The organism is Streptococcus sp. CL6.22 (assembly GCF_049738055.1).
Taxonomy (GTDB): Bacteria; Bacillota; Bacilli; order Lactobacillales; family Streptococcaceae; genus Streptococcus; species Streptococcus mitis_DJ.
In genome coordinates, this window is sequence record NZ_JBKOTV010000004.1 from 89,320 (window position 1) to 106,134 (window position 16,815).

Genomic DNA, 16,815 nt, shown 5'->3' on the forward strand with positions numbered 1-16,815 from the left:
TTCAAGGTGCGGCAGGAACCTTTCTGCCCTCAAATGTCTTTCGTTAATGTTATTTTAACACTATCTACTTTTTTTGTCAAGTTTTCTCAATCTACCAGACTTAATACGACTTTGTAACTTGTAATCTTGTAAACGATACATGGTCGGAACATAAAAGAAATCACCACTTTTATGTAACTTGATGGCAACAAGAACATTATCATCAAATCTTTTAACATATTCAAAACTAGCATCTTTCTCTCGTGGATTGACCCCAACGAAATCTGGATTACTTAGTATAAGTTCTAGATCTTCGATATGATGAATCACATCATTATGATGCCGTTTCAACATATGACTTCTTAAACCTTCTTTGTTAACTTTGATATCACTAGCTTCAAGAACAATATTAAAAATTTCTTTTACTTCGTCAGTAACCTGACCGATCTTTTTATGTTCCATCATTTCCTCCGTTATTCCACAATTATTATATCACAATCATAGTGTATATTAGGCTATATCACACTCTATTATTCGTTAGATACTCAATTTTAACTTTTCCCTTTTCCTCAAAATAATAGTATAATAGAGGTAGAATTTAGAATCGAGGTGCACCTATGGCTGTAAAATTTACAAAAACTGATGACTTGGACAAGATGTTTGAAGAGTTTGCTAAACTCCCTGATTTGAAACAAGTCACTTTCCCTGATGACAAAGAGAAAAAAGCCAAAGCAGAAAAGAAAAACTAGATGACTGCTTTCCAACAACTCCCATCTACTGTGCTTCAGACTGGGGCTATTTTTCTCTCTATAATCATTGAAGCCCTACCCTTCGTTCTGATAGGAAGTATTGTTTCAGGGCTGATTGAGGTTTATATCACACCTGATAAGGTTTATCATTTTCTCCCTCGAAATCGTTGGGGGAGAATCTTTTTTGGAACCTTTATCGGGATGCTTTTCCCTTCTTGTGAATGTGGAATCGTCCCCATTATCAATCGTTTTCTGGAAAAAAAGGTTCCCAGTTACACAGCCGTTCCCTTTCTTGTGACAGCCCCTGTTATCAATCCCATTGTTCTATTTGCGACCTATTCTGCCTTTGGCAACTCATTCCACGTCGCCCTGTTACGAGCTCTGGGTTCCATTGTTGTGGCTGTGATACTTGGGATTTTTCTAGGATTTTTCTGGAAAGAACCGATTCAGAAAGAAAATCGTTTGGCCTGTCATGAGCACAATTTTTCTCATTTGAGTCCTGCAAAAAAAGTTTTTCAGGTCTTTGTGCAAGCCATTGATGAGTTTTTTGATACGGGACGTTATTTGGTATTTGGCTGTCTCTTCGCCTCTGTTATACAGGTCTATGTTCCGACCCGGATTCTGACCTCTATCAGTGCGACTCCTCTTTTTGCCATCCTACTCTTGATGCTTTTGGCCTTTCTTCTCTCTCTCTGCAGTGAGGCGGATGCCTTTATCGGTGCTTCTCTTCTCTCAAGTTTCGGCTTGGCACCAGTTCTGGCCTTTCTCGTCATTGGTCCAATGCTGGATATCAAAAATATTCTCATGATGAAAAATTACTTGAAAGCACGATTTATCAGTCACTTCATAACGATTGTGACTCTTGTCGTCTTAGTGTATTCTCTCTTGATTGGAGTCATCCTATGATTCGATTTTTAGTTTTAGCTGGCTATTTTGAACTGACCATTTATCTCCATTTGTCGGGCAAATTAAACCAGTACATCAACATGCACTATTCCTATCTGGCCTATATTTCCATGGTACTTTCCTTTATTTTGGCTATTGTTCAACTGTATATCTGGATGAAGCAAGTCAAAACCCATAGTCATCTGAACAGCCGATTGGCGAAGGTGACGAGTATTGCTCTTCTGGCTATTCCTATTGTCGTCGGTTTAACTTTTCCAACTGTTAGCTTAGATTCTCAGACCGTTTCTGCCAAAGGCTATCATTTCCCCTTATCGGAAGGAACGGATCAAGCTATTCAGACAAGTGAAGGTACGACAAGCCAATATTTGAAACCAGATACCAGTTCTTATTTTTCAAAATCAGCCTATGAAAAGGAAATGCGAACGGCAGCAGATAAATACTTGGCCCAAGATAGCATTCAGATTACTAATGAAAACTATATGGAAGTCATGGAGGCTATCTACGACTATCCAGATGAATTTGAGGGTAAGACAGTCCAGTTCACAGGCTTTGTCTATAACGATCCCAGTCATGCCAATAGCCAATTTCTATTCCGCTTCGGCATTATCCATTGTATCGCAGATTCTGGTGTCTATGGATTGCTGACCAAGGGAAATACCCGTCAGTATGAGAATAATACCTGGATAACAGCCAAAGGAAAACTGGTCAATCACTATCATAAAGAACTCAAACAAAACCTCCCAACCTTGGAAATCGATAGTTTTACCAAAGTCGATAAACCAGAGAATCCCTATGTGTATCGCGTGTTTTAAAAAAGCAAGATAAAAACGAACAAGTTCTCTTCTGAATGACAGAAAAAGAGCCTGTTCGTTTTTTGTTATATGAGTAATAATGATTTGTAGATTTAAATTTTAAAACATTTTAAGTAATACAAGTAGCTCAATGAGTATAAGAAAACCACTCATTAATTAGACTAGCGATTTCTTTGGGTGCTTCAGTATAAAGCTCATGGCTAACGTTTTCTAGAAAAATAGTATCAAAATAGTCTGGCAATTCTTTTAGGGCGTCCTCTCTCCATGTAGCTTCATTAGGATAGCGAGGACTAATAAACAAGGTATCTCCCACTTCTCTCTTAAAAGCTTGGATTTTTCTTCGTAGACGGAGTATCGCTTCTATATTTTCATAATTTATAGCCAACTCATATCTATTATACTCTGCATTCCAGTGATAGGACTGTCTTACAGCTTCCTCCATATTTTCTGACCAATGCTTTGCTTCAGATTTTTCTTTAGAAATAAGAACATCTAAGTCCGAAACAACTTGAGATTCAACATAGTTTTTTGTTTCCTCTAATTCCACATCTAAAGGTAAAATCTTATCTAAATCTAGATAGCCACCATCCAAAAGAATCAGTTTTGTCACTTCATAAAATTCCGATGCAAGATAACGCGCCAAATCTCCTCCAAGAGAATGACCTATCAGACAGATAGAGTCTCCTTCTACAATCTCATTTTTAAACCATAATTTCAATTCTGTTTCATCTCGAAGATGCTTTTCATATGGATTTAGAAAATAAATCTGCGAATTGAGTTCTTGAAGAAAATCCTTGCTATGATAGACATTGCTTCCCAAACCGCCAATAAAATATTTTTTCATTCTCTACTTAATACTATGCTTATTCATCTTTTGTTCAAAGATATTCGTGATAATCTGACGCAATTCTTCGCGTGCTTTTTCTGGAATCTCACCACTTGTTTGAGCTGCTGCGTAGAGCTCAGGGTGTTCAATAGAAATTCGTTTGATCGTACGTGTTGTTGCATGTTTTCTGACGAAAAATGGGATTTGCTTAATCAAGTCTTGTGGTACTAGCGCAAGAATCTTCTCAGCAGTTTCCTTGTCACTAATCTTAGACGTAGTCAGCCCCTTCTTAATCATTTCCTGTTCTTTTTCTGTAAAATCTTTTAATTCCATTCGATTAGTCCTCCTATTTTCTTTAAGTTAGATTATATACAATTTGTAGCAAGACGACAAATAGTCTGTTTGTAAAATGCTCTCTATACTACAATTTTTCTGTCACTCTTAATTGCTCTTTAATGAAAAATTACAAATCCATTTGGAGAGATCACAAGCTGAATTTCCAATTCTTGGAAATTGCTTGCTAGTGCTACTGCTTCTTTCTCGAAAATACAATCTTCTGTTGATTGGTTAAAGATCGCTTTAAGGACCCGGCCTTCGTATTTCCATTCTAGAGCTACTAGATCTGGTTTGATTTCTTTTAGGCTATACTTACCATGCGAAATGATTGCTGACGCATGTTTGCGAATCTTGATTAGTTTCTTCATAAAGCTCAGCATATCGTGGTCACTTGATACACATTCCCAAGGCATACAACGACGACAATCTGGATCTGGTCCTCCGGTCAAGGCAAGCTCGGTTCCGTAATAGATACAGGGTGTTCCTTTTTGTAAAAAAAGAAAGGCTAGGGCTGCTTTAACAAGTTGAACGTCTTCATTTGCCGTCCACAAGATTCGCTCTGTATCATGCGAATCCAAAAGATTAAACATAACCTCTGAAATCTGTTGCTTGTAATACATAGACTGACCATTGATTTCATCGATGAATCGGTCTGTCTTCTTAAGCCCTCGTAAGAAATACTCCTTGATACTATCAGATAAAGGATAATTCATAACAGCATGGAACTCATCTCCATTTAGCCAAGGCTGAGACGTATGCCAGACTTCTCCTAAAATATAAAGATCAGGATTTTTAGTTAAAACCGCCTTGCGAAAATCCCTCCAAAACTGATGGTCAATCTCATTAGCCACATCCAAACGCCAAGCATCGATATCAAACTCTTCAATCCAATAAGTCGCAACCTTTAAAAGATAGTCCTTGACCTCTGGATTAGCTGTATTTAGCTTAGGCATATAGTCCTCGAAACCAAAAGCATGATAGGGTAAGTCACTCTTATTAGCAAGTTTTTCAGTCGTCACTGGGAATTGTTGAATATGGAACCAATCTTTATAAGCAGATTGCTCACCATTTTTGACAACATCTTGCCATTGAGGAGATTGCGAACCAATATGATTAAATACAGCGTCCAGCATGATTTTCATACCTCGCTGATGAGCTTGCTCGACCAGCTCCCGGAAGGTCTCCTTGTCTCCAAAATGACGGTCAATTTCAAAATAATCCGTCGTATTGTACTTATGATTGCTCGTGGATTCAAATATAGGACAAAGATAAAGTCCAGTAATCCCCAAGTCTTGCAAATAATCCAGATGGTCAATAATCCCCTGTAAATCACCACCAAAGAAATCATCACTTTTAGGTGTGCTTGATGAATCCCAGTCTAATGTTCCTTCTGGGTTTAATCGAGCATTTCCATTGGCAAATCTCTCAGGAAATATCTGATACCATACCGTATTTGAAACCCAATCAGGAACCTTGCAGGCATCAATCTCATGAAGATAAGGCAACTTAAATCCATTCCCAATAGCATGAAGATTTTCTAGAGAATTTTCCACACACCCTTTATCGCCATACAAAATGCTTTGGCCTTCTGTATCCTTGAGTTCAAAGAGATACTGGATACGTGCAAAGTCGACGGACACTTCAACCTGCCAATGGTCAAATAAGGCATCAGAAGTTATCTTGGCCATTTTCTTTGTATCTTGATAAAACTCCTCCATAAAAATAAAAGGATCACCATAATGCAAGTTGATGCTTTCAATATCCCCTTTCTTAGTTCGAATCCGAATATGAAGTTTCTTATCCTTGTAAAGATAGGCATACTCTGACTCAGGTCTATGGTAAATAGCACTTAATTCCATTAATTTGTCTCCTAGAGTTTTAATTCCAATTTTACGCAAACGTTTTCATAATTGTGATTCTAGTATACTACTTTCGTATTTTATTTTCAAGGCTTATCCGTAGATTCTAGTGGTTTGGTTCTATAAATAAAAAAGCAGCCAGTCTTACAACTTGCTACTTTTCAAATGATGATTAAAAAATATCTTTGCAACCACTCTATTTTTTTTAAATCCTTATTGTTATTGTGATCATTTCGATAGGAATCTTGGGAAGAAGCCTTGTAAATACTTAAAAACTGTTCCAAACTTGGAACGCGAAAAGTGATGTTTTCGAGATGAATCAGCTCTATATCCGATTCCGAAACTCCTGCAAAATCAGGTAAAGAATCGATACTTCCGAATTCAACACTCAGTCCATCTTTTTTGAATTCATGCTCATGAATATCTATTAAGTCATAGCCTAAGTGTTTCATCACTTTCATTATCTTGTCCCACTCATAAATTCTGAGATGATCAGGCGCTTCCCAACCTCTAGGATCACCAGGCACATGAATGTCAATGTCAGACGGCCTCCATTCTTCATTTGAACGGTATTCAAACCCCAAAGACCCCATGAGCGTCGGAGTGATTCCGATTTGGTTTAAATGAGAACAAATTATTCGAAATTCATCAAATAGAGAATTCATTCCTCCTCCAATCGTTGATATAGAACTTAATTTCGTTGTGAATAATAAACTAATTTTTACCTTCTACTCTTTCGGTTTTGAAAATACTTCTACTCGCTGAGCTAGGACTTTGATTTCTACAGGTAGGTTATCTGACTTATCACCGTCAACATCTGACTCCAATTCACTATCTGAAGAGATCTTAATATTACGCGCTCTGATATACTCAATATTATCATTGCCAACAACATCTCCTTTTAGTAAATCAGGAATGACAGATAATTTAGAGAATATAGAAGCATCTTTTAGAATCAAAATATTGGCATAACCGTCTTTGTTTTCTTCAAAGATTTTCTTATCAGCGAAGTAATTTGTCAAGAGAACCAAAACATGGCTAGCTTCACCAACATAATTTCCATTCTCTGTCTCCACCTTAATGTTAAAGACCTGATCTGTCATAACAGACTTCATGGTATTTACAGCATAGGCAAGAATACCAAATTTTGTCTTATCTTCAATTTCAACATTGTGAATCGCCTCAGGCAGAGAACCGATACTAAAGATATAACCAAAATAGTTATCATTTGCTTTACCGATATCAATCTTATTGGTTAAGTTAAAATCAAGTTCATCAATAGCGCCATCGATGTCTTGATTGATTTCCAAAAGTTTTGTAATGAGGTTACCCGTACCGCCTGGGATAATTCCTAACTTAGGAATGTAGTCTCTCTCAGCAATACCCGAAATGACTTCGTTGACAGTCCCATCTCCACCAAACACAACCACTGCATCGTACTCCTCACGAGACGCTTCCTCAGCAAAGTGTGTTGCATCAAGCGCTTTTTCAGTAATTTTGGTTTCTACGTGCTCAAAGTATTCTTTTACTTTATTTTCCAGCTTTTCTTTATAATCCAAAGCCTTCTCCCCACCAGAGGTAGGGTTGATAATTACCATTGCCTTTTTCATTAATTTCTCCTTAATTTTAAATAGAAATGTTTACATTTCGTCGTATGCAAGTAAATGTACTACCATTATACAATGAAAATACGGAAAAGAGAAATATGACGTACTGGAGATTGAAACGCTTTTATTTTATATCAACCTCATTATCCCATCGCCTGAGTACATCATTTATGGGTTCATCCAAATAAGAGTAGGCCTTTTCCTTTATCCAATCAGGAATACCATAAGCTGCCTCGGCTATGCTACCAGTAATTGCAGCGAGAGTATCACTATCGCCACCAAGGGAAATGGCATTCCTTATCGCATATTCGAAGTTTCTACTTTCAAGAAAGGCAATAATGGCTTGAGGGACAGTTTCTTGACACGTTTCGTTAAAACGATAGTTAGGGCGGATTTCATCTAAAGTTTGAGATAGATTGTAGCCGTATGTCTTCTCTATATAATCCTTAATCCGTCTTTTACACTCCGTAGTATTGTCGTCAATTGGTTGCTCATATTCGCTACAATAACCACCAAAGTAAAAACGACAAAGAAAGATAGCATCAGCTGTAGCCATAGCACCTTTAATACCTTCTGGATGATTATGGGTTACCTCTGCAGAAAGACTCGCAAGTTCTCTAGATGATGACCACATTCCGGTTCTCTCATAAAAACCACAGTCCATGACCCAAGCACATGGAGAAACACGCATAGCTGATCCATTCCCAAAGCTATTATAAGGCTCACGGTTATCGCTGTTTAGCCATGCATTGAACCGAGCACCGTAATCAGCATTCGGATACAGTCTGCCATATTTCTTCATCGCGTCAATGAAGTCGTCTTTTTGTCCCCCATTCATAATTGCTTCTGCAACAGCACAGGTCATAACCGTATCATCTGTAAAAAAGCAGTCCTTCCGAAATAAAGGAAAGTCCTTCGTTTTGATATTGTTCCATTCGTAAACAGAACCTACAATGTCTCCAATAATTGCTCCGAGCATGAGATTCCTCCTTCTAAGTTTTTATAATCTACTCTCAACTTCTCTAGTATTCTTTTTTCTCCATAATTAAAATAGATATTTTTATAGCAATTCCTATGATAACAATACTGACAAAAACCATTCCAATAAAAATCATTAAACTCGAATTCTTTAAGAAAAACTCCACAACATTAGTCAGTAAATCTGATTTTGCTTTAAAAAAACTAGATAGAGCAAATACTGTAAAGTATGTTATAACCATGATCAGCCTACCTTTTTCAGCCCCGTACTTAAGGATAAACGGAAGTTGAATAGCTGATATCAAAATACATACAACTAATGTAATTGTTGAGATAAATATGATGCTGTCTATTAACATCTCTTTTTTTATTACCAATTGAACAAATAAACAAACTGAACCTACTAATCCAAAAACAAACGCAAAAAACAATTTACTTAGTACAAAGCTACTCTTTTTAATAGGCATGGAAAAGGCAAATTGTTCAAACTTCGATCTCGTATCATAGCCAAAAGCGATAGCAGTTAAAATTAACGGTATCATAGTACAAATAAGCGGTATCATAAAAATTTCATTTTCATATACCCCATAAACAATGAGTGCAATACAGAGAGTAATCGTTAATAGTAGTGTTTTCTTTAAAGTAGCTATATCTTTTAATATCAATGCAGTCATTATCTTTTATCTCCTTTCAAAAAATATATCATAATATCTTCGATAGAAGGTTTTTGTAATCTGATTCCATCTGGAATAAAATTTCTTTTAACAAGCATCTCTTGTCCAAATGCGTGTATCCTTCTCCCAATTATAGCTTCCTCATCAAGATTTTTAACTTCTTCATTAGATAAAGTACAGATAGCATAGTTTTCTTTGAGTTCATCCTTTGATTCAACAAAAAGTACTTTACCATCATTGATAAAAGCAATATAATCCGCCACTTTCTCTAAATCTGATAGGATATGTGACGATATTAAAATTGTATGATTTTCATCTTGAATAAAGTCAAGAAGAAAATCTAAAATTTCGTCCCGTACAATCGGATCCAATCCACTTGTAGCTTCATCCAAAATGAGAATTTCTGCTTTATGAGATAAAGCTACTGCCATCGATAATTTCATTCTCATTCCACGAGAATAACTTTGAATAGCCTGTTTTTCAGATAATTTAAATTTCTTTTTTAATTGATAAAAAAATTCTCTGTCCCATTTTGAATATACCCTTGAACAAAATTTTTCCAAATCAACGAGTGTCATTTCTTCCGGCACTAATAAATCATCAAACACTACTCCAATTTTATCTTTCAATTCAAGACTATTAGGATTATCATAACCTAAAATTTTAATTTCTCCTGAGTCTTTCTTAAGTAATCCTAACAATAATTTTATGGTTGTACTTTTACCAGCCCCGTTTTGGCCAATGTAACCGACAATAGAGCCTTTAGGAATAGAAAAATCTATCGGTCCTAATGTAAAGTCATCAAATTTTTTAACCAAGTTTTTGATTTCAATAGCAAAATCACTCATATTTTCCCTCCATATAACTACTAAACATCTCTACCAACTCATCATTGGTAACACCTGCAATCGCTGAAAGCTCAAGAATATCTTGCATTTTTGATTCGATTCGTTTCAAATATTCTTCTCGAATAAGCTCTTTATTTTGAGCTGCAACAAAATTACCTTTACCTTGAACTGAATTAATGAAACCATCAAGTTCTAGTTCATCAAAAGCTCTTTTAGCAGTTATCATACTCACTCGAAGTTCTTTAGCTAAAAATCTGATTGATGGTAATTGCTCGCCAACCTTTAATTCTCCCAAAATAATCTGAGCCTTTATTTGATTTTTAATCTGTAAATAAATCGGATTATCACTTGAATTATCAATCTGTATATTCACCCTCCATATCCTCCTAACCATCCAACTGTTATCTCTGTTTTATCTGTTTATATTATATCATAACAGCTATATAAGTTCAATATTTAACAATCTGTATGAGACACATTATTGTTTAAATTGATTCCTGTTCACTTTAAATTTTTTATATAACAAAAAGCCTTACAATCAAGGCTTTTCTTAATCACTTTCGTTCACAGTTTTATACGTTTTTACCATCAACAGCATAAGTCATAATCGTATCGTCAGTGAAAAAACAGTCCTTCCGTAATAAAGGAAAGTCTTTTATTTTGATATTGTTGCATTCGTAAACAGAACCAACAATGTCTCCAATAATTGCTCCGAGCATCAGATTCCTCCTTGTGACATATCAGATTCATTATACATTCCCAATGGATTGCTCTTTAAAAATGGCTCAACTAAATCAATCCACTCCTGATGTAGGTAAGATGATAAATAACCGTGATTATAACCCTTTGCTTCATACAAAATTGTATTTGAATGTAGCTGATGAAATAATTTCGCTGATTCTTTCACACAGTTCAATTCTTTTTCACCATAGATATACAGAACCTGAGCCTTGCTATCAGAAATCATATCTTTCAGCTTGTAATGCCCCATATAGGTTTTGTAAATGGTCACCAATGTTTTAACAGGCGTCCTTGGCAGATCCTCCAAATAATAAGCTTTTATTTCCTCTGGATAAGCCAGTTAAGGATAGAGTTTGTTCATCATGCTTAACTGAAGTTTGCAAGAGAATTTATTGAACATCAATTTACCAAATAGAGACACTAGAAAGATGCTGATTTTAGCTAACCTTGGTTGAGGAATACAGAGGCTTCCGTCTATGATGGCCTTCTCAGCAATTTCACTATCTAAAGATAAAAGCTCCATGGCAATTTGACCACCAAGTGAAACACCACCGATTGCAAACAATTTCCCACCACAGTTTGCTTTGATATAGTCTAGAATCTCCAAAGCAGAATCTTCAGTAGAAACATAATCAAGTTGATATTCCTCTCCGTGGCCATTCAAAGTGGGTAGAATAATACGGTATTCTTCTGACAGGATTCGTGCTTGACGAAGATAATTCCACCAAGAACTGCCACCACCATGTATCAGTAAAATAGGAGGCAAATTCTTATTACCAAATTCATGGAATTTCATGTTTAAACTCCTTACTGTAGGACTTTCACTAGCTAATTTTCCTTGTTCAATCAGCTCTTAAAAGCAGTACCACACACTCGACATAAAACGAGTGAACACTATGTATGCCAAGTGAACATGTATGTGGGAACATGTCTATAAACCTTTTGACGATAGCATAAGGTTATCGTTAAAAGGTATTACCCCGACAAACTGTGATTTACTCATTTCATTAAATCAGCTATTTCTTTCTTCCCATACGCCTTTACATTCTGAATTACATTCTGTTTCCTCTTGATTGATTCAAACAATGATATATCTAGTACATTTGCGAATTCTTCAAACTGAACCTGCCCGATTCTTCTTATTTCTTTAAGTTTCTCAGCATCTCTTACCTTTCTCTCTGCCTCACTTTTGGGGTATCCTTGTCCAAATGGCTTCGAGAAAAGAGCTTCTATTGTTCTTTCAAGATTTTCAGTACCTGACCATGTATAATTTTCACCTAATGGTAATGATATCGCATTTCCATTATTAATCTGAGCAAATAAATAGGCATCATTCGGTGTAGGTGCATATCCGCAAATGACATCAGGCATACTATTACAAGCAAGCATCATTCCTTGTCCGGAAGAACAGCCCGTAACAACGAAATCAACTGTCCTACTTGCCAACAAGATACCTATAAGAATAGAAATTTCTATATACGAGTATTTTTCATTTTCTTCCATCGTACAGCCAAAATTTATAACCTCAGATTTCTTTGGAGCATACTTTAATACAGCATCATAGATTATTTGATTTTTGGTCGCTTGCGAACTTGCTTGAATAACTCCGATTCTCATTCTTCCCCCCTTCAACTTCTAATTTAATTATTTCTTTTTCTTTGGTTTGGGTGCCGGTAATTCATTATATATTGAATTGAACAAGCCTTTATTTTCTACACTTCATTTATTCACTGGTTGCAACTTTTGACATCAAAACTACCGCCTCCACATGTCTTGACGGTTACTACCTATACTGTGAAACGAAATCAAAGCTGCTGAATATCCGTATTAAACTATTAAACGTAACTAATGCGAGTATTTACGGCTTCGTTAATATACAGTATTGTTACATCTATGCCAAGTTTCCGATAGTTAGTTCTTCTTTCTTTATTTAAATCTTTACAAATCCAACTAGCGAGAAGGGTTGTTTATCTCAAAACTCATTGAACCTTTGGTTCCTCGATTAGTATAATAATTTCCTTCTAGTTGATTTGGATTATCAATATCAAGAATTACCGTCCCATAATGTATAGGACTTTGCAATTCAGCCCTTGGGCTATTTAAATATGTATAAATTAATTTTTGTGTTCCATTATCATTGATAATTGATGCTGTAATGCTATGGCTCGAACTTTCACCCGTTTTAAACTTAACTTTAATAGTCGTAAATGACTGTTCAATAGTAAGTTCACAATTTCTTTCATTCTGATCATAGTCCGTCTTGAAACTACCTACATAATTCGCAAATAAAATTGGAACATTATGAATCTTAGATAGTAATGGCCACCGCCATGCTGTTTTTTCAAAAATAGCCATAATAATTGCTGTAACTGATATAGCTTCACCAATATACCCAACGGCTGAATATACCAATGCCAAAATATCAGATTTAAGATTCACTGCAATCTCTTGGCCACTTATTAACAATCTTAATAACAAGCAAATTGCAAAAACCCATATTGTAATATTCAAAAATTTTTTCTGCTGTTCATTCATAAGTTTTATTTATAATCCAAAAATTCAATCATTCTAACTAAAAAAGTTTTTGTATCCTGTAAATTCCATTTCTGCTCTGAACGAAAAAGGTAATACATTCCACTTACTTCAACCCAATTTAAATTCACTTGAGACACTATGTAATATAACGCTTGCTGTAACAACCCTGTGTAGCTATTACTATTGAAAAACATCTGTTCAGGTATATTCCAGACCAAACATTCTATCAAATATGAAGAAATGCGTTCGTTTGTCAATCCTAGCTCCTGCATCTCGTTCTTAATATGCTTCATAATCCTAACTAAATATTTATATTTATAGTGAGTAGATTTATTCTTAGAGATACCATTTTGTATATGAACTTTAGGATAATTAATTACTTCATAATTTCCGTTTGAGGTAAAAAATTTGATGCCTTCAACAAATTTTTCAGATGACCTGCTACCAATATATCTATAATTTCGATATTGAAAACATGGGACTACATCTGCATTTACGTGATATGAGTTAGAATTAATATTGATACACTTATTGCCAATAGAAACTGATTCTGCACCAAATTTTGAAATTAACGCTTTAATCACTTCGTTTTTAAATACATTAGCATTGGTGCTGCTACTAGAGTAATTATAGTCTAGGTCCGATAACCCATCTACATACTCACAATAAAATAAAGATTTCACCATGATACAGATATCAATGTCGCTATTTTTCTTTACATTCGTATTATTTGCATAAGAACCTTGGGCAAAAATTTCATATTCATACTTTGAAGAGAGCCCACTCCTTTCTATTGCATCTTTAATCATTCCAATAGTATTTTCAACCCGTGTTTCTTCAGTGGCAGATAACGGCTTAATCCATGATTGTAATGCTTCTTCAGAATATCTCATTATAAAACAACTCCATTTTAGTTTTTTGGTTAATTCATAAAAAGTAACCGATATTAAAAAAATCCTACATATAATTATACCACTAAACAAGAAAAAAGGCTGCAAACATAGTGAACTATACTATGCCTACAGCCTTATAAATCAACTTCTGTTCCTTCCAAAAATCTAACGGTTATCTGTCCATCCTCCGAAATCAAAATACTATCTAGTACCTGACACATCTCAAAGGAATCATATTCCCAACACTCCTTATTTATCAATTCAGCCAGTAACACACTGTAATGCTTTTCTAATAACTGGTTTTCTTCCAAGATCTTATTCCACTTTCCATGCAACAAATCCATATTCTCACTCAGTAGTTTAACTGCCATCATTACAGCTTTCTCTAGTGTTCCCTCATCGATATGGTTATTCTGACAACCAATCTGTCCCTTTACCTTATAACGGTTGTTACACTGCCAAACTTTACGTTTGCCACGACTGGTCGTCCAGTTCTTACGTCCAAAAGCTGAACCGCATTCTGCACAGAACACCTTGGTAGTAAAAGGGTTGTCCTCATTTTGCATGATGTAGAAGAAATTGAAAAAGAAAATAGACTTCAGACAGCTATTGATGTTGTCAGAGAACAGTTTGGCTTTTTAGCCATACAAAAAGGAACCGTCCTAACTGAAGGTTCCTAAAATATTGAACGCAGTAAACTTATTGGCGGTCATTCCGCTGGTGTATTGGAGGGATTAAAATGATTGACCGTTCATCCTTACCATTTCAGTCAGCAAGAGAGTACCAGGATACAAAGATGCAAAAATGGATGGGCTTTTTCCTATCTGAGCATACATCAGCACTCTCTGATGATACAAACAAAGTAACGTACATGTCTGACTTATCACTAGAGAAGAAATTATTACTCCTCAGTCAAGTATACGCCGGGCAGCTACGCACACGCATTCAAGTGATTGAAAAAAACAAGCGTGTTTCCTACACTGGAACAATACCAAGTCTGACCAAAGATTTCATTTTGATAAAAACTACAACAGGTCACATCAATTTGAAATTAAAAGACATTATTAGTATTGAACTTGTCGAGGAGGTGCTCTATGAATCAGCTTGAGTTTCAGCGTAATCACCTACAAATGGACTATTATAGCGAGAGCTACCAAGATTTTGAACGTGACTTCTACCGCTACTCTAACATGAATATTCCATTGACCTTCCTAACTGATGATATCCTAAAAACAATGGCGACTTCACGTAAGAATTACTTTGTCCTCAATAAGGAAAAGTCCAGAGATAACCGCGATCACTTCTTCATATTTGAAGTAAGTACCGTAGATGAGAATCCGCTAATCTATCATTATACATATAAGAAAACTACAATATATTTAGCAGAAAAATAGGAGCAGTTCAATTGACTGTTCCTATTTTTAATATTCATAAAATCTAAAGTCTTTATACTCTTTAACAATGGAGTCGCCAACCAGAACAGACTATACTGACCAGCGACTACCTTAAATTTAATGTTTCAGATTTATTTTCTTATCTCTAATTTCATAAACTACATCTGCTACATTTTCGAGTAATCGTTTATCGTGGGTGATAAACACGATAGTTCCGGTGTACTCCTTCATTAGTATTTCCAAAGCCTCTAAACTTGGTATGTCAAGGAAGTTACTGGGTTCATCCATTATTAGGATGTTATATCTACCCATGAGCATTTTAGCAAGCAACAATTTTATAATTTCTCCACCGCTTAAAACAGATAAACTTTTTCCAATATCGTTCTGTTTGAACCCCATAGATGCTAGCACTGAACGAATTTCTGATATATTGTAGTCACAATCCTTCTGCATAAACTCCATAACATTCTGATTACTGTTGTACTTGTAACCATTCTGTGCAAAGTAACCTATTTTTGCCTTAGGCGAAATAGAAATTCCTTCTTCATGGTTTAAGATCATTTGGATTAAAGTTGTTTTTCCGATTCCATTACCACCAGTTAACGCCACTTTTGCTCCTAACGGAATTTGAAAAGATGCATTTTCAAACAGAGCCTTATCCCCAAATACTTTATTAATTTCTGCACCGACTATAGGGTATGGATTATGGAGCTCCAATGCTTTACTTTGCCTGAAACGAATTCTGCGAATGCCTTCCGGAGCTTCTACTTTTCCTAAGGCCGCAATCCTGTGCTCTAGGGTTTTAGCAGCATTATACATCTTTTTTTCCTTACTTCCTATTGATTTTTGATGAGCTAAACGCCCTCCGTCTTCAGTACTTTTTTTCTTTGAAGAACCTTTTGCCTTCTGTTCTATTTTACGAGCCTGTTTTCGCTTTTCCTCCGCAGCCCTTTCCAATCGGGCACGTTCCGCAATAAATTGTTCGTATTCTGCAGCTTGGCTCTTACGTTCTTCCTCTTTCTGACGAAGATAATCAGAATAGTTTCCCCAATACTCAGTGATTTTGCCATCTTTCAGTTCCCATATTTTATCTACTATTTCATCAAGAAAATAGCGGTCATGGCTAATAACTAACAGTGCACCTGTAAAATATTTTAGCTGTCCTATTAGAAAATCAATTCCTTCACGGTCTAAATGGCTCGTAGGTTCATCCGCTAAAATACCATGAACCTGTGCCGATAAGGCCTGTGCTATTTTAAGCCTTGTTTCTTCACCACCGCTCATAGTCTGTATATTTAATTGCTCAACACCTAGCTTGCCTACAAGTGCAAAATCTTTTTCCTCCTGCAGAGTTACTTCGTCCAACTGGGGAATATAGGCAAGTTCACCCAGACGATTCATTTTACATCCTGGGGGAGTTAATTCTCCTAAAAGTACCCTGAGTAAAGTGCTTTTTCCAGCACCATTTGCTCCTACTAAACCAATACGGTCATAATCATATACTTCTAATTCATTTATATCTAAAACATCGCGTCCTTTGAATTCCACACGAATGTCTTTTGCTTTTAATATTAATTCCATAACATTTCCTCCTGTCTATAATCGCATGCTTTCATTTGCTTGTATGCAGGGAAAACCCTGCGATTTTAGCAGGAAGAGTTACATGAAAATAAGATAC

At 35.8% G+C, this 16,815-nt stretch carries 20 protein-coding genes and 3 pseudogenes; 6 read left to right on the top strand and 17 right to left on the bottom strand.

Translation table 11 applies throughout. The features are described from left to right. Positions 1 to 60 precede the first annotated feature (60 nt). A complete protein-coding gene (locus tag ACLNCW_RS02970; RefSeq protein ID WP_173876747.1) occupies positions 61 to 441 on the bottom strand; it encodes a PBECR2 nuclease fold domain-containing protein in 381 nt (126 codons plus the stop codon). A gap of 155 nt (positions 442 to 596) precedes the next feature. On the opposite strand from ACLNCW_RS02970, the gene ACLNCW_RS02975 reads away from it, so the two are divergent. The 3 genes from ACLNCW_RS02975 to ACLNCW_RS02985 are packed head-to-tail and all read left to right on the top strand — an operon-like array spanning position 597 to position 2,446. Next, positions 597 to 728, top strand: coding sequence for an SPJ_0845 family protein (locus ACLNCW_RS02975; protein ID WP_004234728.1), 132 nt, complete (start codon positions 597 to 599; stop codon positions 726 to 728). After that, a complete protein-coding gene (locus ACLNCW_RS02980; protein WP_424845346.1) occupies positions 729 to 1,634 on the top strand; it encodes a permease in 906 nt (301 codons plus the stop codon). Further along, the gene (locus ACLNCW_RS02985) at positions 1,631 to 2,446 is read left to right on the top strand and encodes a TIGR03943 family putative permease subunit (RefSeq protein ID WP_424845347.1); all 816 of its coding nucleotides are present in this window, start codon (positions 1,631 to 1,633) and stop codon (positions 2,444 to 2,446) included. Before ACLNCW_RS02980 ends, ACLNCW_RS02985 begins: the two co-directional genes overlap by 4 nt. A 127-nt stretch (positions 2,447 to 2,573) precedes the next feature. On the opposite strand, the gene ACLNCW_RS02990 is transcribed toward ACLNCW_RS02985, so the two are convergent. The 15 genes and pseudogenes from ACLNCW_RS02990 to ACLNCW_RS03060 form a co-directional block, all read right to left on the bottom strand. Further along, positions 2,574 to 3,290, bottom strand: a complete 717-nt coding sequence (locus ACLNCW_RS02990; protein ID WP_424845348.1) for an alpha/beta hydrolase — start codon at positions 3,288 to 3,290, stop codon at positions 2,574 to 2,576. Between the two features lie 3 nt (positions 3,291 to 3,293). Beyond that, positions 3,294 to 3,605: a hypothetical protein gene (locus ACLNCW_RS02995; RefSeq protein WP_237446864.1), complete on the bottom strand. Its 312-nt coding sequence runs from the start codon at positions 3,603 to 3,605 to the stop codon at positions 3,294 to 3,296. A gap of 119 nt (positions 3,606 to 3,724) precedes the next feature. Next, entirely contained in the window at positions 3,725 to 5,467 is a 1,743-nt protein-coding gene (locus ACLNCW_RS03000; protein ID WP_424845349.1) for a glycoside hydrolase family 13 protein, read from the bottom strand. A 161-nt stretch (positions 5,468 to 5,628) separates the two neighbouring features. Beyond that, the gene (locus ACLNCW_RS03005; protein WP_237446862.1) at positions 5,629 to 6,132 is read right to left on the bottom strand and encodes a phosphoribosylanthranilate isomerase; all 504 of its coding nucleotides are present in this window, start codon (positions 6,130 to 6,132) and stop codon (positions 5,629 to 5,631) included. Positions 6,133 to 6,195: 63 nt separating this feature from the next. Next, complete coding sequence (locus tag ACLNCW_RS03010; protein ID WP_049502570.1) at positions 6,196 to 7,077, bottom strand: diacylglycerol/lipid kinase family protein; 882 nt, start codon at positions 7,075 to 7,077, stop codon at positions 6,196 to 6,198. A 121-nt stretch (positions 7,078 to 7,198) separates the two neighbouring features. Next, positions 7,199 to 8,053: an ADP-ribosylglycohydrolase family protein gene (locus ACLNCW_RS03015; protein WP_424845350.1), complete on the bottom strand. Its 855-nt coding sequence runs from the start codon at positions 8,051 to 8,053 to the stop codon at positions 7,199 to 7,201. 43 nt (positions 8,054 to 8,096) lie between these two features. Next, positions 8,097 to 8,726 (bottom strand): ABC-2 transporter permease, encoded by a 630-nt coding sequence (locus tag ACLNCW_RS03020; RefSeq protein ID WP_049502572.1) that lies wholly within the window; start codon positions 8,724 to 8,726, stop codon positions 8,097 to 8,099. Next, a complete protein-coding gene (locus ACLNCW_RS03025) occupies positions 8,726 to 9,574 on the bottom strand; it encodes an ABC transporter ATP-binding protein (RefSeq protein ID WP_049502573.1) in 849 nt (282 codons plus the stop codon). The genes ACLNCW_RS03020 and ACLNCW_RS03025 overlap by 1 nt, the downstream gene beginning before the upstream one ends. Beyond that, positions 9,567 to 9,947, bottom strand: a complete 381-nt coding sequence (locus ACLNCW_RS03030) for a GntR family transcriptional regulator (RefSeq protein WP_049502574.1) — start codon at positions 9,945 to 9,947, stop codon at positions 9,567 to 9,569. The genes ACLNCW_RS03025 and ACLNCW_RS03030 overlap by 8 nt, the downstream gene beginning before the upstream one ends. Positions 9,948 to 10,164: 217 nt before the next feature. Next, a pseudogene (locus ACLNCW_RS03035) lies at positions 10,165 to 10,293 on the bottom strand (ADP-ribosylglycohydrolase family protein); the annotation flags it as partial. After that, positions 10,293 to 11,111 (bottom strand): annotated as a pseudogene (locus tag ACLNCW_RS03040) (alpha/beta hydrolase). The pseudogenes ACLNCW_RS03040 and ACLNCW_RS03035, both read right to left, overlap by 1 nt. 203 nt (positions 11,112 to 11,314) lie before the next feature. After that, complete coding sequence (locus ACLNCW_RS03045; RefSeq protein ID WP_049502575.1) at positions 11,315 to 11,932, bottom strand: RpiB/LacA/LacB family sugar-phosphate isomerase; 618 nt, start codon at positions 11,930 to 11,932, stop codon at positions 11,315 to 11,317. 333 nt (positions 11,933 to 12,265) lie between these two features. Beyond that, on the bottom strand, positions 12,266 to 12,850 hold the full coding sequence (locus tag ACLNCW_RS03050) for a hypothetical protein (protein WP_049510686.1): 585 nt from the start codon (positions 12,848 to 12,850) through the stop codon (positions 12,266 to 12,268). Between the two features lie 5 nt (positions 12,851 to 12,855). After that, positions 12,856 to 13,743 carry a nucleotidyltransferase domain-containing protein gene (locus tag ACLNCW_RS03055; protein WP_001270697.1) on the bottom strand — a complete coding sequence of 296 codons (888 nt, stop codon included), beginning with the start codon at positions 13,741 to 13,743 and terminating at the stop codon, positions 12,856 to 12,858. A gap of 134 nt (positions 13,744 to 13,877) precedes the next feature. After that, positions 13,878 to 14,309: a zinc ribbon domain-containing protein gene (locus tag ACLNCW_RS03060; RefSeq protein WP_001178677.1), complete on the bottom strand. Its 432-nt coding sequence runs from the start codon at positions 14,307 to 14,309 to the stop codon at positions 13,878 to 13,880. On the opposite strand from ACLNCW_RS03060, the pseudogene ACLNCW_RS03065 reads away from it, so the two are divergent. The 3 genes and pseudogenes from ACLNCW_RS03065 to ACLNCW_RS03075 form a co-directional block, all read left to right on the top strand. Beyond that, positions 14,307 to 14,486, top strand: a pseudogene (locus ACLNCW_RS03065) (DNA polymerase); the annotation flags it as partial. The gene ACLNCW_RS03060 and the pseudogene ACLNCW_RS03065 overlap by 3 nt on opposite strands. After that, positions 14,483 to 14,851, top strand: coding sequence for a hypothetical protein (locus ACLNCW_RS03070; RefSeq protein WP_238095843.1), 369 nt, complete (start codon positions 14,483 to 14,485; stop codon positions 14,849 to 14,851). The pseudogene ACLNCW_RS03065 and the gene ACLNCW_RS03070, both read left to right, overlap by 4 nt. Then, positions 14,838 to 15,137: a DUF5960 family protein gene (locus ACLNCW_RS03075; RefSeq protein WP_001072467.1), complete on the top strand. Its 300-nt coding sequence runs from the start codon at positions 14,838 to 14,840 to the stop codon at positions 15,135 to 15,137. Before ACLNCW_RS03070 ends, ACLNCW_RS03075 begins: the two co-directional genes overlap by 14 nt. Before the next feature lie 117 nt (positions 15,138 to 15,254). Here the strand turns inward: ACLNCW_RS03075 and msr(D) are convergent, their stop codons facing one another. Then, positions 15,255 to 16,718: an ABC-F type ribosomal protection protein Msr(D) gene (gene msr(D) / locus ACLNCW_RS03080; RefSeq protein WP_000420313.1), complete on the bottom strand. Its 1,464-nt coding sequence runs from the start codon at positions 16,716 to 16,718 to the stop codon at positions 15,255 to 15,257. Positions 16,719 to 16,815 lie beyond the last annotated feature (97 nt).